Source organism: Mesorhizobium sp. SP-1A (assembly GCF_032460275.1).
Classification (GTDB): Bacteria; Pseudomonadota; Alphaproteobacteria; order Rhizobiales; family Rhizobiaceae; genus Mesorhizobium.
This window is the reverse complement of record NZ_JAVXZD010000002.1, coordinates 313,444-340,106: the sequence shown is the minus strand read 5'-3', so window position 1 is coordinate 340,106 and position 26,663 is coordinate 313,444. Positions and strand designations below refer to the sequence as shown.

The window sequence follows — 26,663 nt, the reverse complement described above, 5'->3', positions numbered from 1 at the left end:
GTGCGTCAAATAGTAAGCCCCGCGTTTAGCGAGGCTTACTGTTAACGCCAGCGTCTCTTGCTTTTCGTCAGAGAGGGCTTGGACCTGAGCTTTTCCATCTCGGCTTGTTTCTCCTCAGCGCGCTTGTCCTTGACGAGGTAGTAGCCGCAGGCGAGATCACCGGAACGGTCGAGAACATGGTCTGCGATCTCGATCACTCTCGTGTTCGGCTCGATATCCTTGTAGGTGTCGAACAGGTATTGAACGGCGTCATCTTCGCGACCAGCGCCAAGGCGGTCGGCAATGATCGCCAAGGCAGTAGCTGGAGATCGCCGTTCACCTGCGCCGCAATGAACCAGCAGCGGGACGTCACGATGCTCACGGGCGAACTCGATAGCCCGCTGCAGATGCTCGAAAGTTACGATCTTTGAGTTGCCGTGCATGCTGATCGCGTCGTCGAACTCCAGAATGAGCTGTTTGACGCCGGATTCCTCTGGAACGACGAATTGCTGGCAGCCTGGATCGCCAATGGTGATCACAGCGCCGAAGCCCTTGTAGTTCTGCCTTGCGAAGTCTCGCGACGAAACGGTGATCTCGCCAATTTCTTCTTTGGTGACCGTGGTCATGGAGCCTCCTACCAGCAGAATTTTTCTTGAGGCTTCGACTTGGCAACCTCGGCCGACTTCCTGCGGAACGCTCCGAGCAATGCCCTGTCGCGCTCCAAAATTCTGTCCGCGCAGGCGACGACGCGCTCATTGGGTTCGATGCTCTCGAACGTAGAAAACAGATATTCGACAGCCTCAGTCTCGCGACCAGCGCCAAGGCGGTCGGCGATGATAGCTAGAGCCGTCGCTGGAGAGCGAGACACGCCAGCAGCACAATGAATGAGTAGCTTGCCATCCTTGTGTTGGCGGGCGAATTCGACGGCCTGTGTGATATGTTCGAGAGACGGCGCGATCCAATGGTGGTCCATCCTGGTGACGTCGTTGAAAGCGAGAACCAGCTGCGGCATTCCGTTCTTTACTCGAAGTCCGAAGCCACAGTCAGGGTCTTCAATGGTGATGACCGCGTCATAGTTTTGATGCCTAGATTGTGCTTCCGCTAGGGAAACGACGTTGATTGATCCGATTTCTTCGGAAATATTTCCCATGCAATAATCTCCTTAATTCGAACGCATCCATACAGGAATTAATGCAGAATATCTATTGTTATTTTGATTTATTAAGGTATTTATTCCATCATCAGAAAAGGAGATCAGAATGTCAGCTTTAGCAATCGTACTCACCTTTGCAGTCGTTAGCGTAATTTTTGCCAAGAAAGCGCGAGGTCTACGCCGTGATGACAAGCGTATGACGATGTGGGTCCTGATTGGCCTATATCTCGTATTCGCACTCATCGCCTGCGGAGCCGTCGTGTATTCATCATAGGCGGCGCGCGAATGATGCTCGACACCATAGTTCTAGGGATTGCCATGCTGCTTGCAGAAATGGCTTTAAGAGCGCTCGATGTGCCCGCAACGAGAGGTTTCCGGTTTCTTGTATTTGTGGCGATTTCGATGTTTTGGGCGATTATCAGATTTGCGATTAATTTATAAAAAATTGGACGCATACAATTTCCAAATTCGTTGACAATTATTTATTTATTAAATATTCGATTATTCAACCAAGGAGATCGATGTGACCGCAATTAAAGAGAAAGCTGTAATCAAGGGTTCTGGTTTCAATCCCCAAGGTGGAGGCTTCGCTGAACTGATCATCAACGGTCACGTTTATCCGGCCGACCTGGTTGCCGCCGCCGTGCGACATTATGAATTGCCTGTGGCGGACATGACCGACGTCCATCGATTGAAGGCTTACATCTGGAAACGAAAGAGCACTGAAGAATGGGTGCTGGAACTTACAGGCGCGATCAACGGCACTTGGTTTAGCACCAGGCACACTCAGCCGCTTCATATTGCTCCTGAAGATGTCCCTGGTCTGCCTACGCTCTATATGGAACCAGCCGCTGAAGAAGCGAATAGCCGCGAGATGATCGCCGACCTCGTCGAGCTGGTCCAACAACAGGATGCTCTTCTGCACAATCTTGGCGATTTCATTCGTGAGAATGACGAGAAGTCAGCCAAGCTCGTAGAACAGGTTCGCGACGTCCTAAGCATGAACCGGACTGGGGGACACTATAAGCTTGCGTCCTATCTCAATCAGATCGAAGAACTCGACGTTGCTGCAGCTAAGGCTGTCGCAGATGCTGCTGATAAGTATAACGGCTCTCAAGAGAATGAAACTGCCTTCGAACAGGTTGACCTCTTGGAAGCCTTTTACGAACTTGGTTCCGCATCGCCGAACGATGATGCCGTGGGCATCGTCAAAGCTGATGCGGGCGATTGCTGTGGGTGCGGCTGCTCGGCTCATGCTACTGAAGAAGACGGCGGCTCTGACGCTGAACTCGAAAAAAGCGATGAAAGGCCTCTCGCCGCGATGTTCAATGATGATCTGGAGAAGGAACTTCTCGAACACATTAGCGATGATGATGATGCGCCTATCATCCGGCATGATGACAATGTTCGAGTTTTGAGGCTGAATTCTGTACCAGTGATTGCCAGAGATCTTTCGAACGACAAGTCTGTCGAGGACATGGCCAAGTTGCTGCCGCCAGAAAGCCTTGGCACCTTTGATAGGATGTCCGCAAACGAACAGCAGAGTTGGCTCGATTACGTCAATTCGGAACGGCTAGCCTACAAGGACAAATATGGAATTGACCCCAAGAGCATCAATGGCTGGCTCCCGCGCAAACCTGTCGGTGATTGGCTACTCGAATATCGCGGTGAATTTAGCCCCGAATGATTGCCGATGACGATAATGCAAATGCCCTTGGCTCCGGCCAGGGGCATTTCATTTTGAATAAAATTTTAAATTTTGTGTTTCAAAACGGAACAAGTGCTTGCAAAAGAAAAATAGAGCCACGACACTTGATCTGTAACCAAGATGTCGAGGCGAGGGTAATGGTGCCGTAAGCCGCATCTTATATCCAAGGGACTTTGCGGTCTCATGTTTCAGTCCAAACCGTCTCCAGTCGTCAAAGGAGTGGGTGTTAATCCCGAGGTTGGTGGGTTCGCCACGATCATCATCAATGGAAAGCCATACCCCGCGCATGTCGTCGCGGATGCAGTTGAAGCGCTATCGCAAAGCGAAGATGACAGTGTCGAGCGCTATCCGCTCCATGCTGTCGTCTTCAAATCCCATAATGGGCAACACTGGACCCTGAAACTCAGCGGAACCATCAATGGGGTATCGTTCGAAGCCGAGCACTATCAGCCTCTTACGGTTGCTCCTGAATGTGTCGCTGAACTCAAATCGCACTATGACGCTGTCGGCTTCATTGAACGCCTGCAGCATCAGATTGAGCCGAGCGAAAACAGGCTCCCTCTTGAAATCGACGTCGACGATGTTCCCAAGGAAATCCTTCAGCCAAATGAGCAATTTGCAGTCGCCAAACCAGAAGATATCGCTATTCGCGATGCTCGCATTGCCGAGCTGGAAAAGGTGATCGTACAATTTGAGGAGCAGCGCGGAAATGACTGGCTAGAGCTTCACGATCAACTTATTATTGCCGAAAAGAAGGCCGCGATTTTTCAGGAAGACATCATTCGCCTAAACAATCGCAGCAAGACATTCAATTGGCTTATCGGAGAAATAGGTGAAGAACCTGCAGCTGGCACTTAATGGTGAATATTTCGATGCGATCAAGTCGGGCGAGAAGCTGGAGGAGTTCCGCCTAGCAACGCCTTACTGGACCCGTCGCCTGACAAATGCGGACGGTGACCCCGCCCAGTTCGAAAAGATCATCCTAACAAAGGGCTATCCGAAGGCTGGCGATCCTGAAAGAACACTTTGGCTTCCCTATCTCGGATGGCGGAGGATCACCCTGCAGCACAAGCATTTCGGTAGCGATCCGGTTGACGTGTTCGCTATCAATGTCTCGCAGAAGCCAGAACTACAAGAGCATTGGCTCCGGCAGTATCCAGGTTGATTTCAAAGGGCAAAATGTTGGCATGATATCCTCCGCAATTAATGCTGACCTTGACCCCATCACAGTTGAAATTCCGACCCATTTCTTTCTTATATGTCTCCGATTTACGAAACCTACGAGAAATTACGAAAGAAAACTCGCTGCGCATTAAATTAGTACGCTGATAAATGCGTATTTGTATAAATTGCGCTTTATTTAATTCGCAGAATATGCGAACTGATGTCCTGAAAAATTATAGGAGAATACGAAGTGTATCTAAACATGCGGCTGTGGCAGTATTACCCAATTGAAATGCTGTTGAATAAGGATGGCCACGGCCCGTGCAATGTAGAGGAAGCCCATGGCCTGGTTTACGAGGTCTGGGATCGCACTTGCAATTCGCACTCCACACACAAAAGCCTTGCTGACGCCATCAACGCAGCCATCGATCTCAATCTGATGAACGATCCGGACTTCCTACGCCCGACGATTCAGTATCCGCTGGAACTGATCGAAGGCGCGTTCGGCGTTACCACAAGCCCTGTCGTCACCCGCGAGGACGAAAAGGCTATGTCCATCGACAGCATCGCCGCCGCCTACGCTGTTTCTCCTGATAGCGTGAAGAAGACTCTTCTCGCGCTCACCAAGTACGCGACCGTCGCCAAATCCGTTCTGGACGCTGAAACCGCTCGGGTAGAAGTCGAGCTGGCCAATGCATGCCTCGAACGCGATCACTATTCCAAGTCTCTCGCTGACGAGATCAATCTGGGCAACAAGCTCGGACGCGAATTAGAGGCGGCGAAAAAGGAAATCGAGGCTCTCAATAGCCGACTGGATGCCGTGACCAAGGAACGAGACGACCTCAAGATGGGCAAGGATCTTGAAGCCGTGCTGACCATGGAATTTGGCGAAACAACTACGCATGAGGACGCAAACCTTATGCAGAAAATCGAAGACAACAACACGGAGATCGAAAAGCTCCGCGACGCGAACATCAATCTCGATGATACGAACAAGAAGCTGGAAGCCGAAGTCGATGGTCTGCGCGCCATCGTCGATCAGTATCAGGCTTCCCTCAATCAAGCGCCGGAAGCTACCGCAATCGCAGGCAACAATCCATACGACGTCGATCTTGGCGACATGGAAAGCCAGATTACTGCCAGCATGCAGGAAGAGTTTCTGACTGGTGCGCAGCTCGCTCTATCGCCGCAGCTGACTAAGGCTCGCTGCCAGTACCTTGTTTCGTTGCTGAATGACATCCAGGTGACGCCCGCTGCCGCGCGATATGATAGCGTTCGTCAAACAGTTGGTGCCATCACAACTCGGTACGTCAAATTCTGTGGCGAGGACTTTAATGAGGGTTTCGATGAAAAGCTGGCGGTTCGCGATCAGACCCTAGCTGGAATTGAAGCCGACACCTTCGCCCTGAAGGAGATCGTTGACAATCTGACCGCAATCGGAGCAGACGCGGAGCAACCGAGCAACGCAGACATAGAGGCAGATATTGCAGATTTCATCTTCAAGCGTCTCGGCAACTACAGTCTGGGCGGCCTGCCTGCCCATCTGCGTGAACATTGGCCGTCGATCAAAAAGCGGATCGACCAGTAATCGAAAAAGGCCAGCATTTGAATTCGATGCTGGCCTTTTATTTGCGCAATAAATGTGAATTGATTGACGACGGGAACTAAGCAATAATTGATCTAGTAAACTAATTTTGGCATCAACCGACAGGAGGGAATAATGTCAACAGACAGCGAATTTCATCGTGAATTTGGCACCTGCTGCTGTGGAAAATTAGAATGCTTGTCTGTCAGGCAACATGCTCGTCGGGTCGCGATCATGGGGCTGATTTTCCTCGGCACCCTCGCATATCTTTATCTGATATTTCTCGTGAAATTCTTCGATGAATACGCGACGAATGATGTCTTCAACCTGATCCAGTCGCTGGTCACGTTCGCATCGGTTGCGGTCCTGGCGATCAGCTCATGCCGCCTGATCCATTCAGTGAAGGCAATTGCGACGGCACTGAGTGCCAAGGTCGAGGAACCACTCGACGCCAACAACGAAGGAAATTGACCTCTTGAACGAACTCCACGAACTCCGGTTGAAGCCTTGTCCTTTCTGCGGCCGTGAAGCTGCACGAATGCGCGACACCAAGCCTGATGAATGGCAATTCGTCTGCGCCGATTATTACGAAGATGAGGCCGAGTGCTACTCGCAGCCGATGACTGGCATTTACGACATCGTGCATGATGCCGTGAAAGAGTGGAACAAGCGCTATAACGACCGTCCGCAAGGCAAGCTCGTGGGCTATCTGTCGCCGAAGGCCGAAGATGGCAAAGGCAATGAATTTCGCGCTCTTGAAGACTATGATTCTGAAATCCATTCGACGGAATTTTCGATTCCAGTCTATGCGGACGCAGTCGCGGACCTGCCTCCATATCCGGCCATGCCGATTGCCTATCGCTGGCTGTCGAAGCCGGATCAGTCGGACGATATCTGGAGCTATGTAAATGCGGACAGCAAGCCGCCCTTCACCCCAGAATTCAAGAAAGAGCACAAGTTCCAGGCCGTCTATGCCGAGGACTTGCGCACGCAATGCAGTGACCTGCTGAAGCGCCTTGCGACGTCAGACTGGGCCTATGAGGCACAGGCACTGCAGCTGAAGGCCGTGCAGGACGAGACAGCGGAGCACAAGAAGCGGATTGCACAGCTTGAAGCTGAGATCGCCAGATACAAGGCTGCGGGCGTCATCCCTGCGGAGCATGTCGGGGATGATGGAGAAGTTCCAGTCATCGACAGGAATCTGAAGCCTAAGGACTGCCCGTGGTGCTTCTCGACGCCAAAGGTCATATCACCAGATCATACAACTTACAAAGTGGTATGCGGCGCGGCCTCAAACGATGAAAGCTGTATCTGCGCACCTGAGACCGCTCCTCATCACTCCAAGGAAGCGGCAATTGCCGATTGGAACCGAACCATCGACCAGAAAGTCATCGACAGGTTTACGCGTGGCGAAATTGCAGAAATCCTCAAACCATTTGCATCGTTCGCCGGATGGAACGTCGATGACCATGGCTGGACAGACACCAACCAGCGACAACCGATCACGACCTGGTTTGGACCGAGCGATTTCCGAGCGGTCATGAAGCTGGCAATCGCGCTCAAGGATTTCAATCCGAACATGGCTTATCGCGATTCCGATCTTCTCACTGAGATCGGCATGCTGAAGCGTGAAATTCAAAAACTGGAGATGAATGACGTCTGGACACGTGAATGGTATGCGATCCGGCTCCGGAAGATCGAAGAGATTGCCAAGCGCGAAAACATTTGGGACGAAGTTGCAGCTGTAATTGCGAACGGACAATCCAGCCGAATGTTGCCAGATGGAACGTATTTCATTGATCCAGACAATTTCGGGCTGATGCTGAATAGGGCAAAATGGAGAGCCGATGCGGCCGACCAGAGAGCAGACCGTTACAAGATTGCTCTCAAGATCATCAAGCGTGCAGCCCATCAACCAATGACGCCGTCATCGATCATTTATCAGGTGATCGATGCAGTTGAGCACGAAGACGGGAAACAGGAGAATTAAATGGTGCTAAATTATGCGCGCCATTTAAGTTTTATCTAGATTATTCATTTAATTGTTGGTATAAATCCGCCTCGACAAAGGAACGACAATGAAGACCATTTCACGTAAGACTGGAATTATCGGTGCATTTATTGTTTTCGGGGCAGGGGTTTTCCTTGGTTCCAAATGGGGCGGCATGGAAGAAGCACGTGCACACCGAGACAAGATCGAATCCGAACTTTGGGTTCAGCGTCAGATGGATTACATTTTTTCTGGCGTCGACAAGTGTCACATCTACGTTGACGACAAGAAGCGAAGGGAAGCCGAAAATGCACGGAATGACATCGAAAACACCAAAGTGAGACCTCGGACTTGATCTCGAAACAGGCGAAATTCTTGGACGATCTGGCTGCACCATTACGCCCGTATCGGCAGGCTCCATCGGTTTAAAGGGAAATAGTCAATGATTCTATTCAAAATGACCATGCTCACTTTAATTGGTGCGTTTGCATCTTTTTTCGTGAAGGCTGCTTTTCAATTATACGCTCCAGATTTTGAATTTCTTGGTGGCGCATTTTTTGGTGCCTCTATCGTATTCATCGCCTGCTACATCTTGGATAAAGAGGAGGCGAAAGTTGGAAAAAGAGCCGGAACCGGACGGAGTATTGATCACGATTGAGAACCAGGAAGGCAGACACAATGCAGAACGACATCAATGCATGTGACTTCGGGCGCTGCTCATGGACCCGTCCTGAAACATATACAGAGCGCGCAATTCGCGAACAGGCCGAGAAGGACTACGCGAAGGCGGTGTCCGATTTCAATCGGTCTTCCGATCAGATTACTTTGCCTCGAAAGCCCGAAACGGCTGCAGAGCGGCTAGTTCGAGAAGCCGCTCGAAAGGCATATCAGGACGCGGCACGTGAGTGTGGCATCTTCTACTTCCACAAGCGAGCCGATCTTCAATGACGACTGATCTCGCAGAGCAGTTGGCACAGGCCAACCAACGGATTAAAGAGTTAGGAATCGAGTTGGATATGGCTCAGGACATCATCGATGTTTACAAGCATCGTGTCGAGAGAGCCTACACCGAACGTGCATATGCATCAGCTGCACTGGCGCGCATGGCCCTGCGTGCTGGCTACGATGCGGGCACGGGCGTTGACGATACTCCCGGCATGGACGAATTCAGCACAATCCTTTACGTCGACACGCCCGCTGGTCAGGTCAGCTGGCATTACAAGGATGATGACCTCTGGCTGCTCAATGGACTTCCAACTTACGACAAGGATTGGGATGGCACGTCAAGAAGCAAGGACGGCTCATTCGCTGTTTGGAAAGAGGACGGCAAGGAAGCTAATGACGCCGCTGAAGCGACCAAGGCTTTCAATTTTGGCTATGTCATGGCCTGCTGCACACTATCAAACCTGCATGACCAGCCTGGTATGGCTCACGATGTGCTGAAAGACCTCGGCCTCACGCGGCAAGAGGTGAAGGCCATGGGCCTCAGCGAATACGACGCCAAAGCCCTTCGAAAGATTGAGCGCTATCCAGGTCACGGCCAGCTCTACGAAAAGAAAAAGCGGAAGGCCTGAATTTCGGAGGCATACCAGCTTCCTAAAACGTCAGGAAAAGAGTTTCCAATTCAGGTCACAATTGCAGCTCTTTCCGTGGTCGAAAATAGCCAAATAATCGATTTTTCATTTATTCGAATACTGCTAATTATTCTCTTGATTAATTGCTAAAAATTCGGTATTAAGCCCGCAAAGGAGATTAATTATGAATAAAAACAACAACGAGATCCAACCAATCAGCGAGCGTGAACAAATTCTTCTGAACGCTCTCAGGCAGATCATGATCGACGGTAATAAGCAGCCAGAAAATCTGCATGAAGCACAGGTCGTCCGCTACTCGGCGGGCGCGACGAAGGTCGCTACTGACGCTCTCAACGAATACATGAGCCACCTTGAAGGTCAGATTGCGCAGGCAAAAGCCCAAATTTGCGCTGAAGCCGAAGTTGCTCGTGCCAATGGTGAACTTCAATAAGCCATTGATGTTCGAGTCGACCTGAATTAATCTGCACATAAGGAGAGCACTGTGAAAAAAGAAGAACTTGAGTCCCTCAGAGAGGTCGAGGCTGTGAAGCGGACGTTGCCAGCGATGGACGGCGAAACCCGTACATTGCTGTTTGGCTATACCGTCGAGCGCGAAACCCATCACGTGTACCAGGAGGACGGCGAACTCCACTTGGTCGTCTACAAGGGCGATGTACTGATCCATCATGAAAGGGGCGCATCCCTTCCGGCCGAAAACCTCGTCCCGAACAAGCGTCTCTATCCTGAACGCTGTGACTATGTGTTCTCACGCATGCTCAAGACACTCGGTTTCTCGTTGCCGTTCACGAACTACGCGGCTGAGCGCACCAAGAACGACAAACTTCATGGACTACGGCTACAGGACCTTAAACGAGCCGAAGCCGCTTAGACCTTTCTGGTGGTCCTACTGACTATTCGACGGCTGGAGGCAACTCCGGCCGTTTTCATTTAGAAACGAGACGGAGGTCACAGCACGTTTCTATTGTGCCTACACAACGCCAAAACATTGCAATTGAACGACACAAAAACATTGTAATTGCGCAGCATCAAAACATTGTGATACAACGAGCTAATGGATGGAGAGAGCAAATGGCATCTCGCAGCAAACCTAACCCATTAGCAACTTCCCTAGAGGAATTGCATAAAGTTACCCAGGACGGAAAAATCACCGTCATCAAGAGTTCGTCGATCTCACGAGCACATAGAGAGAGGCTTCAAAGGAATGGGTTTCTCGAAGAAATCATCCGTGGCTGGCTTGCTGTAAATTCTCGGCCAGGCCCCAGAAAACGCATTGACGAAGCTTGGTCGACCGTGTTTTGGGAGTTCTCAGAGGCATATCTGAACGACAGGTTCGGAGACGATTGGTCACTGTCACCAGAGAACTCCGTGGCGGTTCTTGCAGGCAATCAATCAATTCCGCCTCAGCTTATCATTCGATCTCCGCTCGGCGGCAATGAGCTATTAAGTCTGCCTGGAGGAACTTCAATGTTCTTTCACAGGACACCCGTTCCAACGAGTTCCCACCGCATCGATGGCTTGCGTGTCATGAGCGCCGAAAATGCGCTGATCAACCTTGCCCCTCACTCGTGGAAAAGCATGCAGACAGATGTAGTCAGCGTGCTGGCTTCCATTCGGGGAACGAGATCCGTTCTCCACGAACTACTTTCTGAAAGCAGAACCAGCATCGCCGGACGCATGGCTGGAGCGCTGAGAGCAATAGAGCGCGAAAGAGACGCTGACGCGATCATCTCCACGATGAGAGCTGCAGGATTGAACCCACGTGAGGAAAACCCGTTTGAAGAAACGGCCAACCTCACAATTGGCTTAAGCAAGGCTGGCACTAATCCCGCCGCCACACGGATCAGGTTGCTTTGGGCGAAAATGAGAGATGACGGCCTTCGGACGTTCGACCTGCCAGTTCAACCAATCAACGACAAGGATGCATATTTAACGAGCGTCGATGATCGCTACGTCTCAGATGCCTACAACTCACTCTCAATCGAAGGATATCACGTTTCACCGGATTTGATCGAGCGGGTGAGATCAGGAGCATGGAATCCGGATCAGAATACGAACGATTGGAACATGCAAAACGCTTTGGCCGCGAAAGGTTATTGGGAAGCGTTCAAGGCCGTGAAGGAAGACATCGGCAAAATCATTTCTGGCGAACCAGCTGGACCTCTCCTCTATGATAGGCATCAGGAGTGGTTCAGGCAGATGTTCTCCCCTTCCGTTGAGGCTGGTATCCTGCCACGGCACGCTCTTGCAGGTTACAGAGGCCACCCGATCTATCTGCGCGGCAGTAATCATGTTCCCACGCCTCACAGTTCAATCAGTGATGCCATTGAGGTTCTGTTCGAATGCGCAGAGATCGAAACCGATCCGAGGGCTAAGGCCACTTTGGCTCCGTTTCTCTTCACGTACATTCATCCATTCCATGACGGCAATGGTCGCATCGCTCGCTTTCTGATGAATGCCTTTCTGGCAGAGGGAGGTTTCCCCTGGACAATTGTCCCGTATAATCGGCGAGATGAGTATTTGGCCACTCTTGAAAGCGCAAGCCAGGATCAAAACATCCAGCCCCTAGCGTCCTTAGTCAAAGAACTGGTGAGTTCTCCACCACCACCACGTCCGAAGGAAACGGCTTACAAGGGCAGTACGAAATCTCAGGACAGGTAGATAGCCTAGACGGCGAGCCATCACAATTGTGCAACAGGCTGTTGCACAATTGTGGGTTCTCAAAAATTCGCCAATTACCATCTGATTTAAATAGAAAACGACATTGGATGGAAAAAATGGAGATCGTTCAATCTACTGCTGCCGTCGCTGTTCTCGCTCTTGGCGTGGCTTCAATTTACGCATTCGAGAAATCGCGCCAGTCCCTGATTATTTTACGCGCAAAGATCGATGCTAAAAGCGGAAAATAAAGCGTGAATTTGCTATTCAGAGATGCTATTTTGAAGCCAATAAGGAGAAATTGTTATGGCTTCTGAATCTCTTCAAAGAAAACTCGATGCGGCCCTTGAGCGTGCTCATCGCGCTGAAAAGGAGGTGCTTGAGCAGGCCCGACTTAACGGCATGGGTTCGGAGCGTGAAGCGCTACAGCTTGGCAAGATTGCTGAACTCGAACGTGCGCTGCTGAAGGCGAACGGTGAGGGCGGTCTTATCGACCAGCTCCAGAAGCTTGTCCGCGATGCGTACAATGAGGGCTTCTTGGAAGGGATGAACGAATTCCAACGCGCTGTTTCTGGCGGCAAGCCATGGCCAGACTCTGGATCGCGCAAGAAGCTGGAGACGTTGGCTGACCTTCGCAAGCGCACTCTCGGAGAGCCTGCTGTCGCCGAGGTCGACGCCCCACAGGCAGGTTTTGTATGAGTATGAACGCCAAGAACACCTACCGTTGGTGTCTGCTTATCGTGACGGTCGTCTCGCTCTATTTGGCGGTCGTCGAGCAATCCTACCCCGCCCTCATTGTGTTCCTGATCACGGGTGCGCTCGTCGGCGCATGGAAGCCCTATCTGCGGGCAGGTTTTACCAGGAAATAGTATTTTAATGGCCGTCAAAAAATGAGAACACGTTTAAAGCCATGAAATGGCATGAAAAATTTGCAAAGTAAAAATTGAGTTTCTTCTGACAACCTTCTGTGATTGGATTTTCCGCATATTGGCAGTTCGCAAAAATACAAGTGGGATACGCGAAGAGTTCAATATGATCGGAGGGGGAAATGTCATTGAAAGCGATCATAGTCAGCGTAGCTACTGTGGCAATAACAGCATCTTTGGCCTACGCAGAGCCTGTTTATATGTTCCGTTTCGGGTACTACAGCAGATCCGCCGACAAGGCGAGCGCGCCCCTTGCAATTACAGAAAAGATGCCCTCGACCGTCACCACGGGACAGAATTTCTCATATACCTTTAGCGGGACTGGAGGCAAATTGCCTTACCGCTGGTCAGTATCAGGGGGTGCGCCATCTGGTTTGGCCATAGACGAATACACAGGCGTTCTTTCGGGAACCATCAGTGGCTCAGGAACTTATAACTATGTAATCCGTCTGACTGACGCGGACGGCAATTTTATTGAAGAACAAGTTTCTCAGGTTGTTGATGCACCCGATCCCGTCGTGGTTTCCATGGTCTCTGGCGGCACGCCAATAACCTTAAGTTCTCAGGTACAACCACCGAGCATCTGGACTGATCCAAACGTTCCCAAAATTATCAATCTTCCTTCTGGAGTAATTCGTGGAACATCCAATCCCGGTGTTGCGGCCGTATCAATTGGGACTCCATGGGCTGGCACCCTGACATTCAATGTAAATGGCGAAATCCAAGGTGCGCCTGGAGCAGGCAATGGTGGCAAGGGTGGCGACGCCTTGAATATCAACACCACAGGCCTGAACGGAGAGAAGATTGTCATCAACAGAACAGGTCTAATCCGAGCTGGAGGCGGAGGTGGTGGCCGTGGCGGCAACGGAGGAAAAGGTGGCGATGGAATTGACAATGGTACGGTGACCCCAGGCGGTGCAGGTGCAATCGGCAGTTCTGGTGGAGGAGGAGTCGGTTACAATGTGCCGTATCCATTGTTAGGCATACTCGGTTCGCCTGGGCAAAATGGAGGCGTCAACGCAGGTCAAGGCGGCTGGTCAGGCATGGGCGGCAACGGCGGGTTCTGGGGAGCCAGCGGATCACCAGGCAGCACGGGCCAGAAAGGCAGCGACGGCAACCACCCAACTAACGGCACCGGAGAAGCTGGTACAATCGGAAGTCCAGGTGGTCCTCCTGGGATCGCGATTGTAAATATTTCAGACGCCATCATAAATTAGCATCGAAATATCGGCGTAAATTCATCATTGGACTGCCGAAATTATTCGTGCCACGATTTTGTTATCCTTTAAATGGATAAAAGCTCTCGAATGGGCGAGTGCTTGGAAACCAAACCGGAGAAAGGCTCCGAGAAAGAGGAAGCAATGGGTGCCACGGCCACAGGCGTATGGGTAGCAGTTTCGCTCCTGTGCTCCAGCAAATCCGCATATGACTGCAATATCGTAACTCGTCTCTTCGACAATCAGCAGACCTGCGTAACCGCTATCAGCACAATCGAGAAGGACTATGCCCGTCAGGGCCTGTTCGGAAAGAGGCTGGTCGCAGAGCGTCTGGTCGTCAAGAAGAACAACATGTGCCTTCCGCTTTCGGAAATGCCTGTCATGCCTGATAATGGTCTATATGTCGGAGTACGATGAACCTTCCTGCAATTTGGATCAGATCGATTTTGGCCTAAGAAAGGAGCCTTTTGGCTCCTTTAACCGCAAGTTTTATTGAAGTCGGTATAAGACATTTATGGTTTTATTTTAAGCTGCAAGTAATGGTATATTTACGCATTCACCAAATCTAAAGTCAGGTCATGAATTACAAATTCCTCATAAAGAGGCTAGCTGTAGTGGGTTTGCTAGCGCTATTGGCCCAACCCTCCGTCGCGGAACCTCAATTCTTCTTTCGCGCCAAACCAGGCTTGATCACAAAGACAACCACGGGCAACGAAAACGGTTCTGTCAAAATCGTATTCAGTGAGTTTACGTTCGGACCTTACTACATCGGACAAGAAATCGTCCCTGTACTCTTAGCGTCATTAGTAACTGTCTCCGGAGACAGCGACGTTTCCAGCAATGAGCTTGAGTGGACCGTCACGGGGCTACCCGAAGGGCTAGCAATCAGTAACGGCGTCCTTTCTGGCACCCCAGCCCAAGCCGGATCTACGTCAATAACGATTACTGCATCCCATCAAGACGCAAAAGCACCCGCAAGCAGGACTTACGACATCTCAATTCGGGCTGAACAGGTCGCCTGCTATGACCCAAGCAGCATAGGGAAAGTGGGAACTGATCCTGAATGCGACGACATGCTCATTGTCGACAGGGCGATGCTGACCACCGCCGTAGCCAACGGATATCTGATCGAACACGAAGGAACTGACTATACGCTCGCCAACGGAGAGCACAGGGTTTTCACGGGGCAAGTGTCAGATTTCTCCAAGTTATTCATGAATACTAATTTCAATGGAGATATCTCTTATTGGAATACGTCGAGTGCAACAAATATGAGTTATATGTTCGCTTCGGCTCCCGCTTTTAATCAACCCATCGGCACTTGGAATACATCGAATGTGACGAACATGCGCGACATGTTCAACGGAGCAAGTTCGTTCAATCAAGCCTTAGGCGGATGGAATACTTCTAAAGTAACGAATATGGCATATATGTTCAACAATGCCAGTTCATTTGATCAACCAATTGGCAGCTGGGTTGTTTCCAGCGTGACGAGCATGAATTACATGTTCGCCAATGCAACATCATTCGATCAATTTATTGGGGGATGGAACACGGCAAATACTGTGAACATGAATTACATGTTTTCAGGTGCAGTTTCGTTTAGTCAGCCTATCGGCAGTTGGAATACTTCTAAGGTAACGTCCATGGCAGGGATGTTTGATAGAGCCACCTCTTTCAATTTTGGCATAGGCGGATGGGACACTACAAAAGTTACCAATATGAGCTTTATGTTTTACAAAGCTAGCTCCTTCAACAAGCCTCTAGATACTTGGAAAACGTCCAACGTTACAAACATGCAAGGCATGTTTCATGAAGCAATATCGTTTAATCAGCCCCTCGCCACTTGGAACACATCGAAAGTGACGACCATGGGCGACATGTTCCATGACGCAAAATCATTTACGCAGTCCATTGGCGCATGGAACGTGTCCAGCGTTACAGAGATGCGCAAGATGTTCGAAAACGCCTCGGCTTTTAACGGTGATCTCAGCTGTTGGAATGTCGCGCATATTTCTGCGGAACCATTAGACTTCGCTACAGGAGCGACAGCTTGGGATGTAGCCCGAAAACCTCATTGGGGACAGGCACCTAGTTGCTAAGTCCTACGGCGAACACAGGCATTTTGCCAACGGCGGTCAATGAATAGGCTTCTCATAGCATATACAGATGTCGGGCGAACAACGTAAAGCTTTACTTTCTATTTCGGGAACCCAATATCTTTGTACTCGACAGAATAAAGGTTCCGACGATGCTGAATAGATCTATCATTCGCGTTCTGGGAATAGCAGGGGTTCTTATGTTTTCCGTTTGCCATGCCGTGGCTGAACCCAAATTTTTCTTCCGCGTTAAGCCAGGCTTGGTTGAAGCGTCAGCAACGGACACCGATTCAATCAGAATTATTTTCAATGATTTTACCTTCGGACCCTACCACACCGGACAGGAAATTACTCCTATGTCCTTAGCGTCAATTATAACGATCAGCGGAAGCAGTGAAGTTGCCGCAGAAGACCTCGAATGGGTTGTCACAGGCCTCCCAGAAGGATTGGTGATAAACAACGGGATTCTTTCAGGCATTCCGACCCAAGAGGGATCCGTTTCAACAACGATCACCGCATCGCATAAATCGGCGGCATCCCCCGTCAGCAGGACATATGATATATCTATTAATGCTCCCCAGGTGGCCTGTTATGACCCGAGTAGCATAGGCAAAGTTGGGACTCATCCTGAATGTAAGGGCATGCTGATAGTCGATAAGGAGATGCTGATCGCAGCTGTCTCCAACGGATATCAGATTGCACGAGAAGGAATCTCATTCACACTCGCGAATGGTGAACACAACGTCTTCACAGGGCAGGTTGAAGATTTTTCTATGCTGTTCTTCGGAACTGATTTCAACGGAGACATATCCTACTGGGATACTTCAAATGCAAGAGACATGAGCATGATGTTCTATACTGCCTCGGCATTTAACCAAAACATCAATTCCTGGGACACGTCGAATGTAATAAACATGAGCTACATGTTTGCTTCTGCTACTTCCTTTAACCAGCCCATCGGTAGTTGGGACACGTCAAAGGTAAGGAACATGAGTGATCTGTTCAATTTCGCAATATCATTCAATCAGAACATCGGTTCTTGGAACACTTCGAGCGTAACGAATATGAGTAACATGTTCAATTCAGCTATATCGTTCAACCAATCTCTTGAGGACTGGAATACCTCAAATGCAACAAACATGCGTTCGATGTTCTACTATGCATCAGAGTTCAATCAAAATATCAACTCTTGGGATGTATCTAGAGTAACAGATATGAACACCATGTTTTCCTACGCAACGCTATTCAATGGCGATCTCAGTTGTTGGAACGTTCAACACATCTTTGCAAAACCGACTTTCTTCGATGAAGGAACGAAGGCGTGGGAGCAAGCTCGAAAACCTCGCTGGGGGCAAGCACCTGCTTGCTAGATATGCCATCCCATTATTGACACATATTGATAGACAGCAGGATTTTCTCACTCAATAATTATTAATGCCGCTAGGGCACTTCCTGTTGATCCTATTATCTTCGATGTGGGAGTGAATAGCATGTGCATTCCGGTCGCTGGCGAACCAATTCTTCCACCCGACAACGTCCTTCGTGGCGGAAATTAAAAAAGCAGAAGGATCTAGAAAATGACGGATACGACCGAATTTAAATGCAAGAACTGTAAGGATCATGGCGTTATTGGCGGCATGTACCGTGTCGGCGCGGCCGATGTTGATGTCTGGGAAGAACCTTGTCCTGATTGCGGTTTGTCCGATGAACTGGAACAGCAACTCGCTTATAGATGCCTGGGCTATTTGGGTGAATCGGCCACTTATTGCCTCGCCACGGCCGAGAACGACCCAACAATCGAGATCAGCCTAACCCGCAAGCTGGATACGAACTCTCAAGAGGACTTATATCCAGTCTATGGCAATTCCGTCCGCGAGCTGCTCGTAAAGCTTGAAACAGAGCGCGATGCAGCGCGACAGCACGCCGCAGAAGCTCGTATTCGCGAGAACAAGGCCGAGGATGCTCGCATCACCGCATCGGATAAGGCAACCAAGCTGGAACTTGAGGTCGAGGAGCTGAAGAAAGCTCTGGAAGCCGCAGAGGCGCGTGCGACTGCTGCCGAGAAGGACAAGGCCGAGATCGAGGATATCAACAATGAAGCCCTCGAATATCTGGTGAGTTTACATGTTGCTCGCAGAAAACTTGGCCACGAAGACATCGACACGCTTGAGGTCCTCAAACTTTACGACGAACTCAGAACCGAAAATGAGCGTCTACGCCAGCTCGTGTCGATGGCTGAAGCCTTCACCATCACCGACGACAGCAAGCGGCGGACTCATGGCTATGACCACATCGAAGTCGTCCATCGCGGAGACAATCTCTGGTGCGTGTCGAACGGTTCTTCCGTCCTGAACAAGAACGGTGAATGGGAATGGGAGCCACAACCATCCAGTCGCACCGATGAATTCATTGCCTCCAGCCGTTTCTCGCTTGATGAAGCGCTCGCTCGTGGCTTTGAGGCAATCGCGAATGATCCTTTGAAGCGGTCTATCCCTCGTTCAGGCAACGAACTGCCGCTGCCTGCGTGGAATACGTTCGTCACCTATCAGAAGCGCGTTGGTGCCTGGCTCGAAGACTGCTTCGGCCACAGGATTGCGCATGACAAGATCGAGCGCATTGACCGCTTCATGGAAGAGGCCATCGAACTGGCACAGTCGCTTGGCTACTCGGCCGACCGCGCTCATGCGCTGGTCGAATATGTCTTCAGCCGTGATATCGGTGAGCCTAATCAGGAACTCGGTGGCACAATCGTGACGCTGGCCTCGCTTAGCTACGCTCATGGACTCAGCATGGCCGAGGCGGGAGAAACCGAACTTCGCCGAATCTCACAGCCGGAGATCAAAGAAAAGATCAGGGCCAAGCAGAAGACGAAGCCGACTGGCTCCGCATTGCCGATTCCGGTCAATTAATGGACTAAAGGTCGCTCATTCACGTGAGCGTGGATTGAAACTGGGACAAGCCGACCATTTTAGACAGGGCAGTCAAAGGATGCATAGGACGGGCTATCGTGTTGCTTTTACACGGCGGCCCTACTACATTAACCGAAACGAGCCTTTGAAAAACATGACCAAAGTCGACCTTATCAATGAGGAGTTCAAGTTGGCCGCGCACAGGATTATTGCGCGGCTGATTAAGCTTGACCCTTCATTGCTTGAAAAAGCTCGTAAAAAGATATCAACCATGGAAGAAAAGCATGGCGAGGTTGACTTCATACTTGAGTGGAAAGAAATCCTCTCAAAAGACTCAATCTTTGATATCCAAAAAGAGCTTACGTCGAGAGACGAAGACAATTACAGATTAAGAATATCATCCCCCTTTAACACGATGTCATTCCCACCGTTCGATTCCGAAGCCTACCGTCGAAGAATATGGAAGGCGGCAAAGCGACTGGTTGAGGATAGACTCAATCGACTTGAGGGAGATAAATTATGTCACGATCATCGGTTCGGACCCAGGTAGACTTAGATCGTGTGGGACGTGCTCTCGGCGAGCACTTTAAGACCGACTTGGTCGTGGTAGTCGGAAGCCAATCTGTCTTGGTCGGCTGGCCAGAAGCACCCGTTCTAATGAGAACGTCCAATGAGATTGACGCGTATCCCGCCAATTTCAAGCAGTGGGAAGCTCTCCCTGCCAATGAAGGCCTTGAAGCTTCAGAGGAAATCGCAGCGATCTTTGGAGCGCTTTCTTCATTCTCGGAAACGCATGGTTTCTATATCGACGGCGTAGATAGCTCCACAGCTGTCTTGCACAAGGATTGGAGCAAGCGGGCAGTTTTTCGCGACGTAGCCTCCTACGGCAAGACGGTGACTATTATCGCTCCTTCCGTAGAAGACATGGCCGTTTCAAAGCTGATCCGACTGGTGGAAAAGGACCGAGGATGGCTTACCTCGTGTCACGAAACGCGGCCATTCGAAAAAGAGAATCTCCTGCGTCTGGTTTCTGAAACCACCGAAAGGAGCGAAATTGTCGCTAACGTAAAATCGTTTCTAGACACGCTACCAGACAAGAAGCCGTATAGAACACCGACCATCGAGGAGATACCCAATCACGACCCTGAAACACACTGCGTGACTATCTCAGGGAGAGAAGGCGCATTGTTCGTTCGAGCTTGGGACGCAAGATATGGCCTCTACAACAAGGTCGATAATCATCTTGGCCCCGCCGTCGTCACCAAGGAAGACAAACTCTATTTTTTGGATGGCAAAAAATATCCGTATGACGAGTGGCTGAACCAGCCAAGAGTGGTTGCAACTCGCGAGAATGCGAACGATGGGCAGTCAGAAGATTTCACACTTCCCAAATTCAGGTAGGAACTGACGTACATTTATGAAAGTGACACGCTTGGTCGACAGCGTTGCGGGAACTCATCTTCCTGACAGGATCTTTCTGCCCACTGCTTCAAATCGAGCGATCAGGGCCTCGTCTATCTCTGGAGGATTCCATGAACGAGTTTCATTCATAGCTGATTTTGCAAACCCTTCGACGAACGGGATGTTCGTCATGTTGGTCAATGCAGTGTACGTGACATTGAATGCTTCGATTATTAGTTCCTTCATCTCAGCTTGGGTAATGCGAGAAACTTTCGTCCATGGGATTTCGCCATCGGGTGTGACAACCTTTACGTCCGAAAAATCACCAGTGCGAGAAACAGGGTCCTCCCCTGAGTGGATGTTTTCAAGGACTGTGTCTCGAAATCCGTTAAGAACAATGGCCCTTGCAAACTCATCCGAATATCTGTCCTTCGGCCGTCTTTTCAAAGGCATCTCATCGCTCCTTTACCCGAGAAACTACACGAAATAGTTCCTACTGCAAAAAGGTAAAGGCAGGCTCGATCTCTCAGCCTGCCTTCGTCATCTCAATGTAGTGAAGCCTTAGTCGTCGTTCGGCTCGATATCGTCGCCTTCGCTCCCCTCAGGGCCGCCATTGTCGAGCAACTGTTCAGCGATCAGCCCCGCATCCTGGCGCAACTTGGCTTCGATCTCGTTGCAGAGGTCAGGGTTGTCCTTCAGGAACTGCTTGGCGTTCTCACGCCCCTGTCCGAGCCGCATGGAGTTATAGGAGAACCACGCTCCAGACTTTTCAACGACGCCAGCCTTCACGCCGAGGTCGATGATCTCACCCGTCTTGGAGACGCCTTCGCCGTACATGATGTCGAATTCCACCTGCTTGAAAGGTGGTGCCATCTTGTTCTTGACGACCTTGACCTTGGTCTGGTTGCCGACGACTTCATCACGGTCCTTGACGGAGCCGATGCGACGGATGTCCAAGCGCACGGACGCATAGAACTTGAGAGCGTTGCCGCCTGTCGTGGTCTCCGGAGAGCCATACATGACCCCAATCTTCATGCGAATCTGGTTGATGAAGATCACGAGCGTGTTCGACCGTGAGATCGTGGCAGTCAGCTTGCGCAGCGCCTGAGACATAAGGCGAGCCTGCAGGCCGGGGAGTGAATCGCCCATCTCCCCTTCGATTTCTGCCCGTGGCGTAAGAGCCGCGACCGAGTCAACGACCAGGACGTCAACAGCGCCTGAGCGAACGAGCGTGTCTGTGATTTCCAGAGCCTGCTCGCCAGTGTCAGGCTGAGAGATCAGCAGATCATCCAGATTGACGCCGAGCTTCCGTGCATAGACAGGATCAAGAGCATGCTCGGCGTCTACAAAGGCGCAGATGCCTCCAGACTTCTGAGCCTCGGCAATCACCTGCAGAGCCACAGTCGTCTTGCCCGAGCTTTCAGGCCCGTAGATTTCGACAATGCGTCCTTTCGGAAGGCCACCAATACCAAGCGCGATATCGAGAGACAGAGATCCTGTCGAAACGACCTCGGTCTCGACGACCTGATCGTTCTGCCCCAATCGCATGATCGAGCCTTTGCCATATGCACGCTCAATCTGTGACAGCGCGGCATCGAGCGCCTTCGCCTTGTTGGTGTTGTCCTCTACAAGCTTGAGTGAAGCTTTTGCCATTCTGACCGCCTTTCTTATCTTAGGCGATGTGATGTACCCGTTTTGTTCTCATTAGGCAAGGGGAATTAAAAAAAAGAGCACCAGAATAATTCTCTGACGCTCTCTTTTGTGAATTATCGCTGAAGGATGCGATCTACGTCAGTCTGGACTTTAACGAGGGTCACCAATCCATCGAGTCGGCGTAGAACAATCATATCAGGATGTGCAGTTAAAAGCTCGTCCATGGCGTCATACACCTTAGGTTCGAGATCATAGCGCTTGACCTCGTATTGCTCACGACGTGCTACCAGGCAGGCGATATCGTTCGGAGCGCTTCGCGACATTGCCCAATTTCCTGGCTTGAAGTCCTTCTCGATACGAACAGCAAGCTCGTGATTATAGGAATGCCCCTCAGGAAAGGGTGCGGGCCACTCCATGAAAGCCAGTCTTGCCGTGCCGTAACGCGCAGCAAGCGCTAGCTTGTCCTCATCGGTGAGCTTGAGTGTTTTCGGTGGAAGGCCAAGTTCCTTCCGGCGTTTTGCCTCGCCCATATTATTCCCTTTCAAAATCGAAAATTATCCCTCTTATCTAGAATTCTGGCAGGAATAGTCGTTGTTTCAAGCCTTAAAACGTGCAAAAAGAAACCCAACACAATCGATATGGCATCGACAGATTTCAGGGGAGGGCAATGGGGAAAATTCCGGTAGTAGGCACCACGGTTAAAATCGATCTCGACAAGGGCGAACGAGGTTGGGCAAACAAGGGTATTCAGCACGGCAGCGTCGTAAAAGTCGTCGAATACTCGCAGATTCACTACGGCCGCACCTGCGGTCACGATAAGGGCGGCCTCTATGAAAACGACAGTTACGCCCTCGTCGAGAACGACAAAGGCACCCGCTTCCAAATCTGGACGCCTTCGCTTGCCGCTATCGACGGCGTATCCGAAATGATGGACAAGAGAAGCAAGGAAGAGCGTCGCATTGGCGATTTGCCGGATACGAAGTTCTGGGAAATGGACATCGTTATGGACGAGGAAGGTGAAATCTTCAAAATCCAGCACATCTGGTATGACCAGATTGGCGAATTTTGCAACGATGGCGTGACCCCTATGCCAATCTACGCCTGTGGAACAGATGGAAACGGTTACTCTCATCGTCGTGAAGGTTCTCTTACACTCGTCGAGCGCGGCAATGTCTGGAAGAGAGCGCACGGTGAAGAAATGGCATTTGCATCCACGAAGGAAGAGATCGACTTCTACATCCTGGTTGGCGACATCCAGTACATGAAGAATCCCCGCCTAACGACGGGACAATACCACTGGCCGCAATTGGACGCGCTTGAATCAATTCGGGATGGCTATGGCGACTACTGCTTTGGGACAAGTCATTCAGTCGTCAAATTCGATGACCCCAAGATTGGTGAGATGGCTCGTGATTACTGGCTGAAGCACAATGATCCGAAATATGATTGGCTTGTTTCATAATTCGCCCATCAGGTTGATGGCTTTAATTGCGCTGTTAAAAAATTTATAAACAGAAAGAAATAAGTTGACATCATTTTAAATAAGGCCATGTTGGTGAACAGCATTAAACAAATGTGTCTTATTTGCACAGTATGTTTGATAGCTGCTCGACCAAGAACCGCAGATGGTTCGTTCGTTGCAGAGACGTGGCTACAATGAGTGGATTATCAAGGGCATACTAATATGCATAATGCATTGTCCGTTTAATGCGTAGAATATCTGTTCTATGCCTCAAAGCATGGTGCAGATGCGTCATTGAGGTGCTTCATAGCAAGTCAGTGGCAAATTTAGATCCCCTCAATGGCGGTGGGGACATAGTTCGAAAATGAATTATGAAACAAGCCAGATCACGATAAGGAAGCAGGGCCTTCGATGTAGGGCAAGGCGCACTGAATTGATGATGATATAATGAAAAAGCGTTGCTTCGGCAGCGCTTTTTCATTGCGAATAATTCTCAATTTCGATATGCAGTTGCACAACGACGGGAGCAATCATGATTCCACACGCATCCTCTGAACCGAACGATGGAGCCAGCCTTTCTGCGGCTCGCAACGAAATGTACAAGCAGGCAGCTGCAGCGCTGGGCTGGAACTGGTCAGCAGCTCATGATGGGTACATTAGCGAAAACCACCGCGCACGTAATGGCGATCCGAAGTGGTCGGACTACAAGGTGGCCAGCGACGCCGAAGAAGCCTGCTTCTGGGACGGGATCGAGACGGAAGCAGATGCCCTTCACGAGATCAACCGCTTCAAGGATATGAACTGAGATGGCTGAACGTCCCTTTCAAAACACAGGAACCGTCCTCGATGAGATCGAGGGCGAGTTCAAGGACGGCAAGTTTGTGGCTTCAAACTGGCCTGGCGTTCGCGTCAGCGGCAATCCAAACCTCCTGAGCGATCTGGTAGCGGCACTCGACCGTGAAAAGGCGGAAGAAGAAGCCGTAGCTGACAAGGGTTGAGTTCGAGCTACCAGCCTGGCGCGGCCAGGTAATCCAATGTCTGGATGGCTTCATCGAACTGCCTATCGAGTTCTGCCCACGTTTCGTCGGTAGCTCGAACTCGCCAGCCGACTTCATTTGCGAACTTGGCTTTGAATTCAGTGACAGCCTTGATTTTGGCTTCGTCTGGATCGAGGGAAGCGTATTCGCGAAGCTGAACCATCATCTCAGCGATGGCGAGCTGGACGTCAAAATCGAAAGTCCTTGTTTGCTTCACCTTGTTAAGCCACTCACCGTTCAGGTTCCAGACTGCAAAGGCGTCATGAGCGCGAGAAGTGGCTTCCACCAGGTCGACACCAGCAGCTTCCAGGCGCTCCTTCTTTTCCCAGTGCCGCATGAGGCGGAAATGCAAGTCATAGCCGTCTTTCAGAACCGAATGCGGAGCGAACTTTCCGATACCAATCGCATCCTGCCGGATAGCATGTGCGCAGCGCTCGGCCGCCTGCTCACGAGTTGCGCCGTAGCCATATGGACTGAAATCAGGATCTGAAACCTGATCATCAAAGCTGCAATCCAGGACGGCATGCCAATTCCCATCCTTGCGCTGTCTCTGGCGCGTAATGATGTGATCGGCAAAACTGTCCAGCGTGCGTTTATAGAATGGTGTCCGTTCAGTCGTCATGGTGGTTCCCTTATTGCGCTCCTCGAAAGCAGGAGGCGGAGGCCTTTTACCAACTATGGTTGAAGCAGACGAAAGCCACACCTGATATAAATTTGCAGCCGAACCGCACATTTTGCCTCCTGCTTAGCCTTAGTAAGAGGCAACCAAGGAGAAGACCATGCGAGTTCGGCTAACAAAGAAACGGCTGGAGGCCATCATCGAGGCGCTCACATCGCGACTGGCAGGCGAGATCGATATCAGCCAGGACGATGGTTCACCCTCCGCCGAGGATTATGAAATGGCTCTTGAATGGGCGATGCAGGAGCTGACTAAGCGAGAGACTTAGCGGAGATGCCCCCAAGCCATCTCATAGGCGTCAGGCTTCCAGTTTGCGTTCGTAGTTCCTGTAGGCCTCGTATTGTTCCTGCGGCGACAGTTCCGGCTCATGGCCGCAATAGCGGTTGTACGACGCCTTGTCAGCGAAGTGCGCGTAGACCAGACGATTGCCGTCCTTGAAGCCCGCTACAAAATAGGAGCCTGCCTCAGCGAAGGTGGATGTGATGTCGCACTCCTGCAGCTTCAATGCGACTGCGCGGGAAAAAGGCACGGATGTCGTATTGGTAGGAGACATCAGCATGAAAATAACCCTTTCAGTTGCCTGACTTATATCCACATTTCAGAGCTATTCAACATATTTATTCGAAATTCAATAGATTCAAGTAGCAAATTTATTGACAACAATTTTTAAATAGCGCAATAGGGCAGGGCGGTCAGAGATCGCATTCTTGGGGTATCGATGGGAAAATATTGCGAACTGATCAAAAAGCTTGAGAACCTGGAAGGACCTGATCGAGAAATCGATCTTGAGGTTCTGAACGCGCTCGCTCCGCATAAAAGTGGCGATGTCTGGGTCTGGGGTGCTCCGCTTGTGCCAATGGCGAAACATTCGTTTGCTGTCGTGCAATTGACCAATGAAATCGAGGCCGAAACGGTAGAGCGACTTGAGTTGCACGAAGCCTTCAACGGCTTTGCCCGCAAGGTTCCGCTGGTTACTGACAATTTGAACGCCATCATCAAGCTCAGCCGCGAGAGCTATCCGAAGGCTGTTTTCACCATTCATGATTATCCAGAGGCTGGAAATTCTGGCGTCGCATTGAACCGTTTCGAACATGATGTCGTGACAGGCGACGGAACAGCTGCAAACTCCGCAATCGCGTCCTGCATCGCGATCCTGAAAGCAAAGGAGAGCGCTCATGCTGAATGAGATTTACAGCCCTACGCACATGTGGCATCCGCTGAACATCTACAATCCAACAAACCATGACAGATCGGACCCCGAGCCACCTGCCATTGCGTGCCTTAAGCCTAAACATCAGGGCGTCGTTCGAACGGTAAAGGGTCTTGAAAAAAGACTTGAGCCGAAGACAGAAATTTCCTCTGGCATGACCATCGGTGTTGTCATGGCCGCCGCTCTGGTTATGGCTTTCCTGTTGCCTGTCGTCTCCCCGAAATTTCAGAAATAAGCACGA

The 26,663-nt window shown here is 50.6% G+C and carries 37 protein-coding genes; 30 read left to right on the top strand and 7 right to left on the bottom strand.

Annotation, left to right across the window (positions count from 1 at the left end):
- Positions 1–41: 41 nt before the first annotated feature.
- Complete coding sequence (locus QU595_RS10410; protein ID WP_315921570.1) at positions 42–605, bottom strand: hypothetical protein; 564 nt, start codon at positions 603–605, stop codon at positions 42–44.
- Between the two features lie 8 nt (positions 606–613).
- Entirely contained in the window at positions 614–1,129 is a 516-nt protein-coding gene (locus tag QU595_RS10405; protein ID WP_315921568.1) for a dual specificity protein phosphatase family protein, read from the bottom strand.
- Between the two features lie 288 nt (positions 1,130–1,417).
- On the opposite strand from QU595_RS10405, the gene QU595_RS10400 reads away from it, so the two are divergent.
- The 24 genes from QU595_RS10400 to QU595_RS10285 all read left to right on the top strand — a co-directional run bounded on the left by QU595_RS10400 (position 1,418) and on the right by QU595_RS10285 (position 20,381).
- Positions 1,418–1,573: a hypothetical protein gene (locus tag QU595_RS10400; protein ID WP_315921566.1), complete on the top strand. Its 156-nt coding sequence runs from the start codon at positions 1,418–1,420 to the stop codon at positions 1,571–1,573.
- 82 nt (positions 1,574–1,655) lie between these two features.
- Positions 1,656–2,819 carry a hypothetical protein gene (locus QU595_RS10395; protein WP_315921564.1) on the top strand — a complete coding sequence of 388 codons (1,164 nt, stop codon included), beginning with the start codon at positions 1,656–1,658 and terminating at the stop codon, positions 2,817–2,819.
- Between the two features lie 204 nt (positions 2,820–3,023).
- Complete coding sequence (locus QU595_RS10390; protein ID WP_315921562.1) at positions 3,024–3,698, top strand: hypothetical protein; 675 nt, start codon at positions 3,024–3,026, stop codon at positions 3,696–3,698.
- Entirely contained in the window at positions 3,673–4,005 is a 333-nt protein-coding gene (locus tag QU595_RS10385) for an ASCH domain-containing protein (protein WP_315921560.1), read from the top strand. Before QU595_RS10390 ends, QU595_RS10385 begins: the two co-directional genes overlap by 26 nt.
- Before the next feature lie 249 nt (positions 4,006–4,254).
- On the top strand, positions 4,255–5,592 hold the full coding sequence (locus QU595_RS10380) for a hypothetical protein (protein ID WP_315921558.1): 1,338 nt from the start codon (positions 4,255–4,257) through the stop codon (positions 5,590–5,592).
- Positions 5,593–5,724: 132 nt separating this feature from the next.
- Complete coding sequence (locus QU595_RS10375; protein WP_315921556.1) at positions 5,725–6,060, top strand: hypothetical protein; 336 nt, start codon at positions 5,725–5,727, stop codon at positions 6,058–6,060.
- 4 nt (positions 6,061–6,064) lie between these two features.
- Complete coding sequence (locus QU595_RS10370) at positions 6,065–7,579, top strand: hypothetical protein (RefSeq protein ID WP_315921555.1); 1,515 nt, start codon at positions 6,065–6,067, stop codon at positions 7,577–7,579.
- Between the two features lie 88 nt (positions 7,580–7,667).
- On the top strand, positions 7,668–7,934 hold the full coding sequence (locus tag QU595_RS10365; RefSeq protein WP_315921553.1) for a hypothetical protein: 267 nt from the start codon (positions 7,668–7,670) through the stop codon (positions 7,932–7,934).
- Between the two features lie 87 nt (positions 7,935–8,021).
- Positions 8,022–8,237, top strand: coding sequence for a hypothetical protein (locus QU595_RS10360; protein ID WP_315921551.1), 216 nt, complete (start codon positions 8,022–8,024; stop codon positions 8,235–8,237).
- Between the two features lie 20 nt (positions 8,238–8,257).
- Complete coding sequence (locus QU595_RS10355; RefSeq protein ID WP_315921549.1) at positions 8,258–8,527, top strand: hypothetical protein; 270 nt, start codon at positions 8,258–8,260, stop codon at positions 8,525–8,527.
- Positions 8,524–9,153: a hypothetical protein gene (locus QU595_RS10350; protein ID WP_315921547.1), complete on the top strand. Its 630-nt coding sequence runs from the start codon at positions 8,524–8,526 to the stop codon at positions 9,151–9,153. Before QU595_RS10355 ends, QU595_RS10350 begins: the two co-directional genes overlap by 4 nt.
- A 184-nt stretch (positions 9,154–9,337) precedes the next feature.
- Complete coding sequence (locus tag QU595_RS10345) at positions 9,338–9,604, top strand: hypothetical protein (protein WP_315921545.1); 267 nt, start codon at positions 9,338–9,340, stop codon at positions 9,602–9,604.
- A 51-nt stretch (positions 9,605–9,655) separates the two neighbouring features.
- Complete coding sequence (locus QU595_RS10340) at positions 9,656–10,042, top strand: hypothetical protein (protein WP_315921543.1); 387 nt, start codon at positions 9,656–9,658, stop codon at positions 10,040–10,042.
- Positions 10,043–10,242: 200 nt separating this feature from the next.
- Positions 10,243–11,832, top strand: coding sequence for a Fic family protein (locus QU595_RS10335; RefSeq protein ID WP_315921541.1), 1,590 nt, complete (start codon positions 10,243–10,245; stop codon positions 11,830–11,832).
- A gap of 107 nt (positions 11,833–11,939) precedes the next feature.
- Complete coding sequence (locus tag QU595_RS10330) at positions 11,940–12,080, top strand: hypothetical protein (protein WP_315921539.1); 141 nt, start codon at positions 11,940–11,942, stop codon at positions 12,078–12,080.
- A 55-nt stretch (positions 12,081–12,135) separates the two neighbouring features.
- Positions 12,136–12,528, top strand: a complete 393-nt coding sequence (locus tag QU595_RS10325) for a hypothetical protein (protein ID WP_315921537.1) — start codon at positions 12,136–12,138, stop codon at positions 12,526–12,528.
- Positions 12,529–12,530: 2 nt separating this feature from the next.
- Positions 12,531–12,698: a hypothetical protein gene (locus QU595_RS10320; protein ID WP_315921535.1), complete on the top strand. Its 168-nt coding sequence runs from the start codon at positions 12,531–12,533 to the stop codon at positions 12,696–12,698.
- A 179-nt stretch (positions 12,699–12,877) separates the two neighbouring features.
- Positions 12,878–13,972 carry an Ig domain-containing protein gene (locus tag QU595_RS10315; protein ID WP_315921533.1) on the top strand — a complete coding sequence of 365 codons (1,095 nt, stop codon included), beginning with the start codon at positions 12,878–12,880 and terminating at the stop codon, positions 13,970–13,972.
- A 102-nt stretch (positions 13,973–14,074) separates the two neighbouring features.
- Positions 14,075–14,389: a hypothetical protein gene (locus QU595_RS10310; protein WP_315921531.1), complete on the top strand. Its 315-nt coding sequence runs from the start codon at positions 14,075–14,077 to the stop codon at positions 14,387–14,389.
- Between the two features lie 161 nt (positions 14,390–14,550).
- Entirely contained in the window at positions 14,551–16,074 is a 1,524-nt protein-coding gene (locus tag QU595_RS10305) for a BspA family leucine-rich repeat surface protein (RefSeq protein ID WP_315921529.1), read from the top strand.
- Between the two features lie 149 nt (positions 16,075–16,223).
- A complete protein-coding gene (locus QU595_RS10300; RefSeq protein WP_315921527.1) occupies positions 16,224–17,441 on the top strand; it encodes a BspA family leucine-rich repeat surface protein in 1,218 nt (405 codons plus the stop codon).
- A gap of 207 nt (positions 17,442–17,648) precedes the next feature.
- A complete protein-coding gene (locus QU595_RS10295; RefSeq protein WP_315921525.1) occupies positions 17,649–18,980 on the top strand; it encodes a hypothetical protein in 1,332 nt (443 codons plus the stop codon).
- Positions 18,981–19,134: 154 nt separating this feature from the next.
- Complete coding sequence (locus tag QU595_RS10290) at positions 19,135–19,530, top strand: hypothetical protein (RefSeq protein ID WP_315921523.1); 396 nt, start codon at positions 19,135–19,137, stop codon at positions 19,528–19,530.
- Positions 19,500–20,381, top strand: coding sequence for a DUF6036 family nucleotidyltransferase (locus tag QU595_RS10285; RefSeq protein WP_315921521.1), 882 nt, complete (start codon positions 19,500–19,502; stop codon positions 20,379–20,381). Before QU595_RS10290 ends, QU595_RS10285 begins: the two co-directional genes overlap by 31 nt.
- Positions 20,382–20,435: 54 nt before the next feature.
- On the opposite strand, the gene QU595_RS10280 is transcribed toward QU595_RS10285, so the two are convergent.
- From QU595_RS10280 to QU595_RS10270, 3 genes are all read right to left on the bottom strand, one after another.
- The gene (locus tag QU595_RS10280) at positions 20,436–20,834 is read right to left on the bottom strand and encodes a hypothetical protein (RefSeq protein ID WP_315921519.1); all 399 of its coding nucleotides are present in this window, start codon (positions 20,832–20,834) and stop codon (positions 20,436–20,438) included.
- Between the two features lie 108 nt (positions 20,835–20,942).
- Positions 20,943–22,034, bottom strand: coding sequence for a recombinase RecA (recA, locus tag QU595_RS10275; protein WP_315921517.1), 1,092 nt, complete (start codon positions 22,032–22,034; stop codon positions 20,943–20,945).
- Positions 22,035–22,147: 113 nt separating this feature from the next.
- Positions 22,148–22,564 carry a hypothetical protein gene (locus QU595_RS10270; protein WP_315921515.1) on the bottom strand — a complete coding sequence of 139 codons (417 nt, stop codon included), beginning with the start codon at positions 22,562–22,564 and terminating at the stop codon, positions 22,148–22,150.
- Between the two features lie 137 nt (positions 22,565–22,701).
- Between QU595_RS10270 and QU595_RS10265 the strand changes: the two genes are divergently transcribed.
- The 3 genes from QU595_RS10265 to QU595_RS10255 all read left to right on the top strand — a co-directional run bounded on the left by QU595_RS10265 (position 22,702) and on the right by QU595_RS10255 (position 24,494).
- The gene (locus QU595_RS10265; protein ID WP_315921513.1) at positions 22,702–23,496 is read left to right on the top strand and encodes a hypothetical protein; all 795 of its coding nucleotides are present in this window, start codon (positions 22,702–22,704) and stop codon (positions 23,494–23,496) included.
- Positions 23,497–24,028: 532 nt separating this feature from the next.
- Positions 24,029–24,301, top strand: coding sequence for a hypothetical protein (locus QU595_RS10260; protein WP_315921511.1), 273 nt, complete (start codon positions 24,029–24,031; stop codon positions 24,299–24,301).
- Between the two features lies 1 nt (position 24,302).
- On the top strand, positions 24,303–24,494 hold the full coding sequence (locus QU595_RS10255) for a hypothetical protein (RefSeq protein WP_315921509.1): 192 nt from the start codon (positions 24,303–24,305) through the stop codon (positions 24,492–24,494).
- A gap of 7 nt (positions 24,495–24,501) precedes the next feature.
- Here QU595_RS10255 and QU595_RS10250 read toward each other — a convergent pair whose 3' ends face one another.
- On the bottom strand, positions 24,502–25,155 hold the full coding sequence (locus QU595_RS10250; RefSeq protein ID WP_315921507.1) for a hypothetical protein: 654 nt from the start codon (positions 25,153–25,155) through the stop codon (positions 24,502–24,504).
- 157 nt (positions 25,156–25,312) lie between these two features.
- Here QU595_RS10250 and QU595_RS10245 point away from each other — a divergent pair, with 157 nt between their 5' ends.
- Positions 25,313–25,480 (top strand): hypothetical protein, encoded by a 168-nt coding sequence (locus QU595_RS10245; RefSeq protein WP_315921505.1) that lies wholly within the window; start codon positions 25,313–25,315, stop codon positions 25,478–25,480.
- A gap of 30 nt (positions 25,481–25,510) precedes the next feature.
- Here the strand turns inward: QU595_RS10245 and QU595_RS10240 are convergent, their stop codons facing one another.
- Positions 25,511–25,771 (bottom strand): hypothetical protein, encoded by a 261-nt coding sequence (locus QU595_RS10240; RefSeq protein ID WP_315921504.1) that lies wholly within the window; start codon positions 25,769–25,771, stop codon positions 25,511–25,513.
- Positions 25,772–25,930: 159 nt separating this feature from the next.
- Here QU595_RS10240 and QU595_RS10235 point away from each other — a divergent pair, with 159 nt between their 5' ends.
- A complete protein-coding gene (locus tag QU595_RS10235) occupies positions 25,931–26,398 on the top strand; it encodes a hypothetical protein (protein ID WP_315921502.1) in 468 nt (155 codons plus the stop codon).
- On the top strand, positions 26,388–26,657 hold the full coding sequence (locus tag QU595_RS10230) for a hypothetical protein (protein ID WP_315921500.1): 270 nt from the start codon (positions 26,388–26,390) through the stop codon (positions 26,655–26,657). Before QU595_RS10235 ends, QU595_RS10230 begins: the two co-directional genes overlap by 11 nt.
- Positions 26,658–26,663: the final 6 nt, after the last annotated feature.

Bases quoted from the DNA above. Each gene is read 5' to 3' on its own strand.
- QU595_RS10410 (WP_315921570.1), bottom strand. From the start codon at position 605: ATGACCACGGTCACCAAAGAAGAAATTGGCGAGATCACCGTTTCGTCG.
- QU595_RS10405 (WP_315921568.1), bottom strand. From the start codon at position 1,129: ATGGGAAATATTTCCGAAGAAATCGGATCAATCAACGTCGTTTCCCTA.
- QU595_RS10400 (WP_315921566.1), top strand. From the start codon at position 1,418: ATGATGCTCGACACCATAGTTCTAGGGATTGCCATGCTGCTTGCAGAA.
- QU595_RS10390 (WP_315921562.1), top strand. From the start codon at position 3,024: ATGTTTCAGTCCAAACCGTCTCCAGTCGTCAAAGGAGTGGGTGTTAAT.
- QU595_RS10375 (WP_315921556.1), top strand. From the start codon at position 5,725: ATGTCAACAGACAGCGAATTTCATCGTGAATTTGGCACCTGCTGCTGT.
- QU595_RS10365 (WP_315921553.1), top strand. From the start codon at position 7,668: ATGAAGACCATTTCACGTAAGACTGGAATTATCGGTGCATTTATTGTT.
- QU595_RS10360 (WP_315921551.1), top strand. From the start codon at position 8,022: ATGATTCTATTCAAAATGACCATGCTCACTTTAATTGGTGCGTTTGCA.
- QU595_RS10355 (WP_315921549.1), top strand. From the start codon at position 8,258: ATGCAGAACGACATCAATGCATGTGACTTCGGGCGCTGCTCATGGACC.
- QU595_RS10350 (WP_315921547.1), top strand. From the start codon at position 8,524: ATGACGACTGATCTCGCAGAGCAGTTGGCACAGGCCAACCAACGGATT.
- QU595_RS10345 (WP_315921545.1), top strand. From the start codon at position 9,338: ATGAATAAAAACAACAACGAGATCCAACCAATCAGCGAGCGTGAACAA.
- QU595_RS10335 (WP_315921541.1), top strand. From the start codon at position 10,243: ATGGCATCTCGCAGCAAACCTAACCCATTAGCAACTTCCCTAGAGGAA.
- QU595_RS10330 (WP_315921539.1), top strand. From the start codon at position 11,940: ATGGAAAAAATGGAGATCGTTCAATCTACTGCTGCCGTCGCTGTTCTC.
- QU595_RS10325 (WP_315921537.1), top strand. From the start codon at position 12,136: ATGGCTTCTGAATCTCTTCAAAGAAAACTCGATGCGGCCCTTGAGCGT.
- QU595_RS10320 (WP_315921535.1), top strand. From the start codon at position 12,531: ATGAACGCCAAGAACACCTACCGTTGGTGTCTGCTTATCGTGACGGTC.
- QU595_RS10315 (WP_315921533.1), top strand. From the start codon at position 12,878: ATGTCATTGAAAGCGATCATAGTCAGCGTAGCTACTGTGGCAATAACA.
- QU595_RS10305 (WP_315921529.1), top strand. From the start codon at position 14,551: ATGAATTACAAATTCCTCATAAAGAGGCTAGCTGTAGTGGGTTTGCTA.
- QU595_RS10300 (WP_315921527.1), top strand. From the start codon at position 16,224: ATGCTGAATAGATCTATCATTCGCGTTCTGGGAATAGCAGGGGTTCTT.
- QU595_RS10295 (WP_315921525.1), top strand. From the start codon at position 17,649: ATGACGGATACGACCGAATTTAAATGCAAGAACTGTAAGGATCATGGC.
- QU595_RS10290 (WP_315921523.1), top strand. From the start codon at position 19,135: ATGACCAAAGTCGACCTTATCAATGAGGAGTTCAAGTTGGCCGCGCAC.
- QU595_RS10285 (WP_315921521.1), top strand. From the start codon at position 19,500: ATGTCACGATCATCGGTTCGGACCCAGGTAGACTTAGATCGTGTGGGA.
- QU595_RS10280 (WP_315921519.1), bottom strand. From the start codon at position 20,834: ATGCCTTTGAAAAGACGGCCGAAGGACAGATATTCGGATGAGTTTGCA.
- recA (WP_315921517.1), bottom strand. From the start codon at position 22,034: ATGGCAAAAGCTTCACTCAAGCTTGTAGAGGACAACACCAACAAGGCG.
- QU595_RS10270 (WP_315921515.1), bottom strand. From the start codon at position 22,564: ATGGGCGAGGCAAAACGCCGGAAGGAACTTGGCCTTCCACCGAAAACA.
- QU595_RS10265 (WP_315921513.1), top strand. From the start codon at position 22,702: ATGGGGAAAATTCCGGTAGTAGGCACCACGGTTAAAATCGATCTCGAC.
- QU595_RS10260 (WP_315921511.1), top strand. From the start codon at position 24,029: ATGATTCCACACGCATCCTCTGAACCGAACGATGGAGCCAGCCTTTCT.
- QU595_RS10255 (WP_315921509.1), top strand. From the start codon at position 24,303: ATGGCTGAACGTCCCTTTCAAAACACAGGAACCGTCCTCGATGAGATC.
- QU595_RS10250 (WP_315921507.1), bottom strand. From the start codon at position 25,155: ATGACGACTGAACGGACACCATTCTATAAACGCACGCTGGACAGTTTT.
- QU595_RS10245 (WP_315921505.1), top strand. From the start codon at position 25,313: ATGCGAGTTCGGCTAACAAAGAAACGGCTGGAGGCCATCATCGAGGCG.
- QU595_RS10240 (WP_315921504.1), bottom strand. From the start codon at position 25,771: ATGCTGATGTCTCCTACCAATACGACATCCGTGCCTTTTTCCCGCGCA.
- QU595_RS10235 (WP_315921502.1), top strand. From the start codon at position 25,931: ATGGGAAAATATTGCGAACTGATCAAAAAGCTTGAGAACCTGGAAGGA.
- QU595_RS10230 (WP_315921500.1), top strand. From the start codon at position 26,388: ATGCTGAATGAGATTTACAGCCCTACGCACATGTGGCATCCGCTGAAC.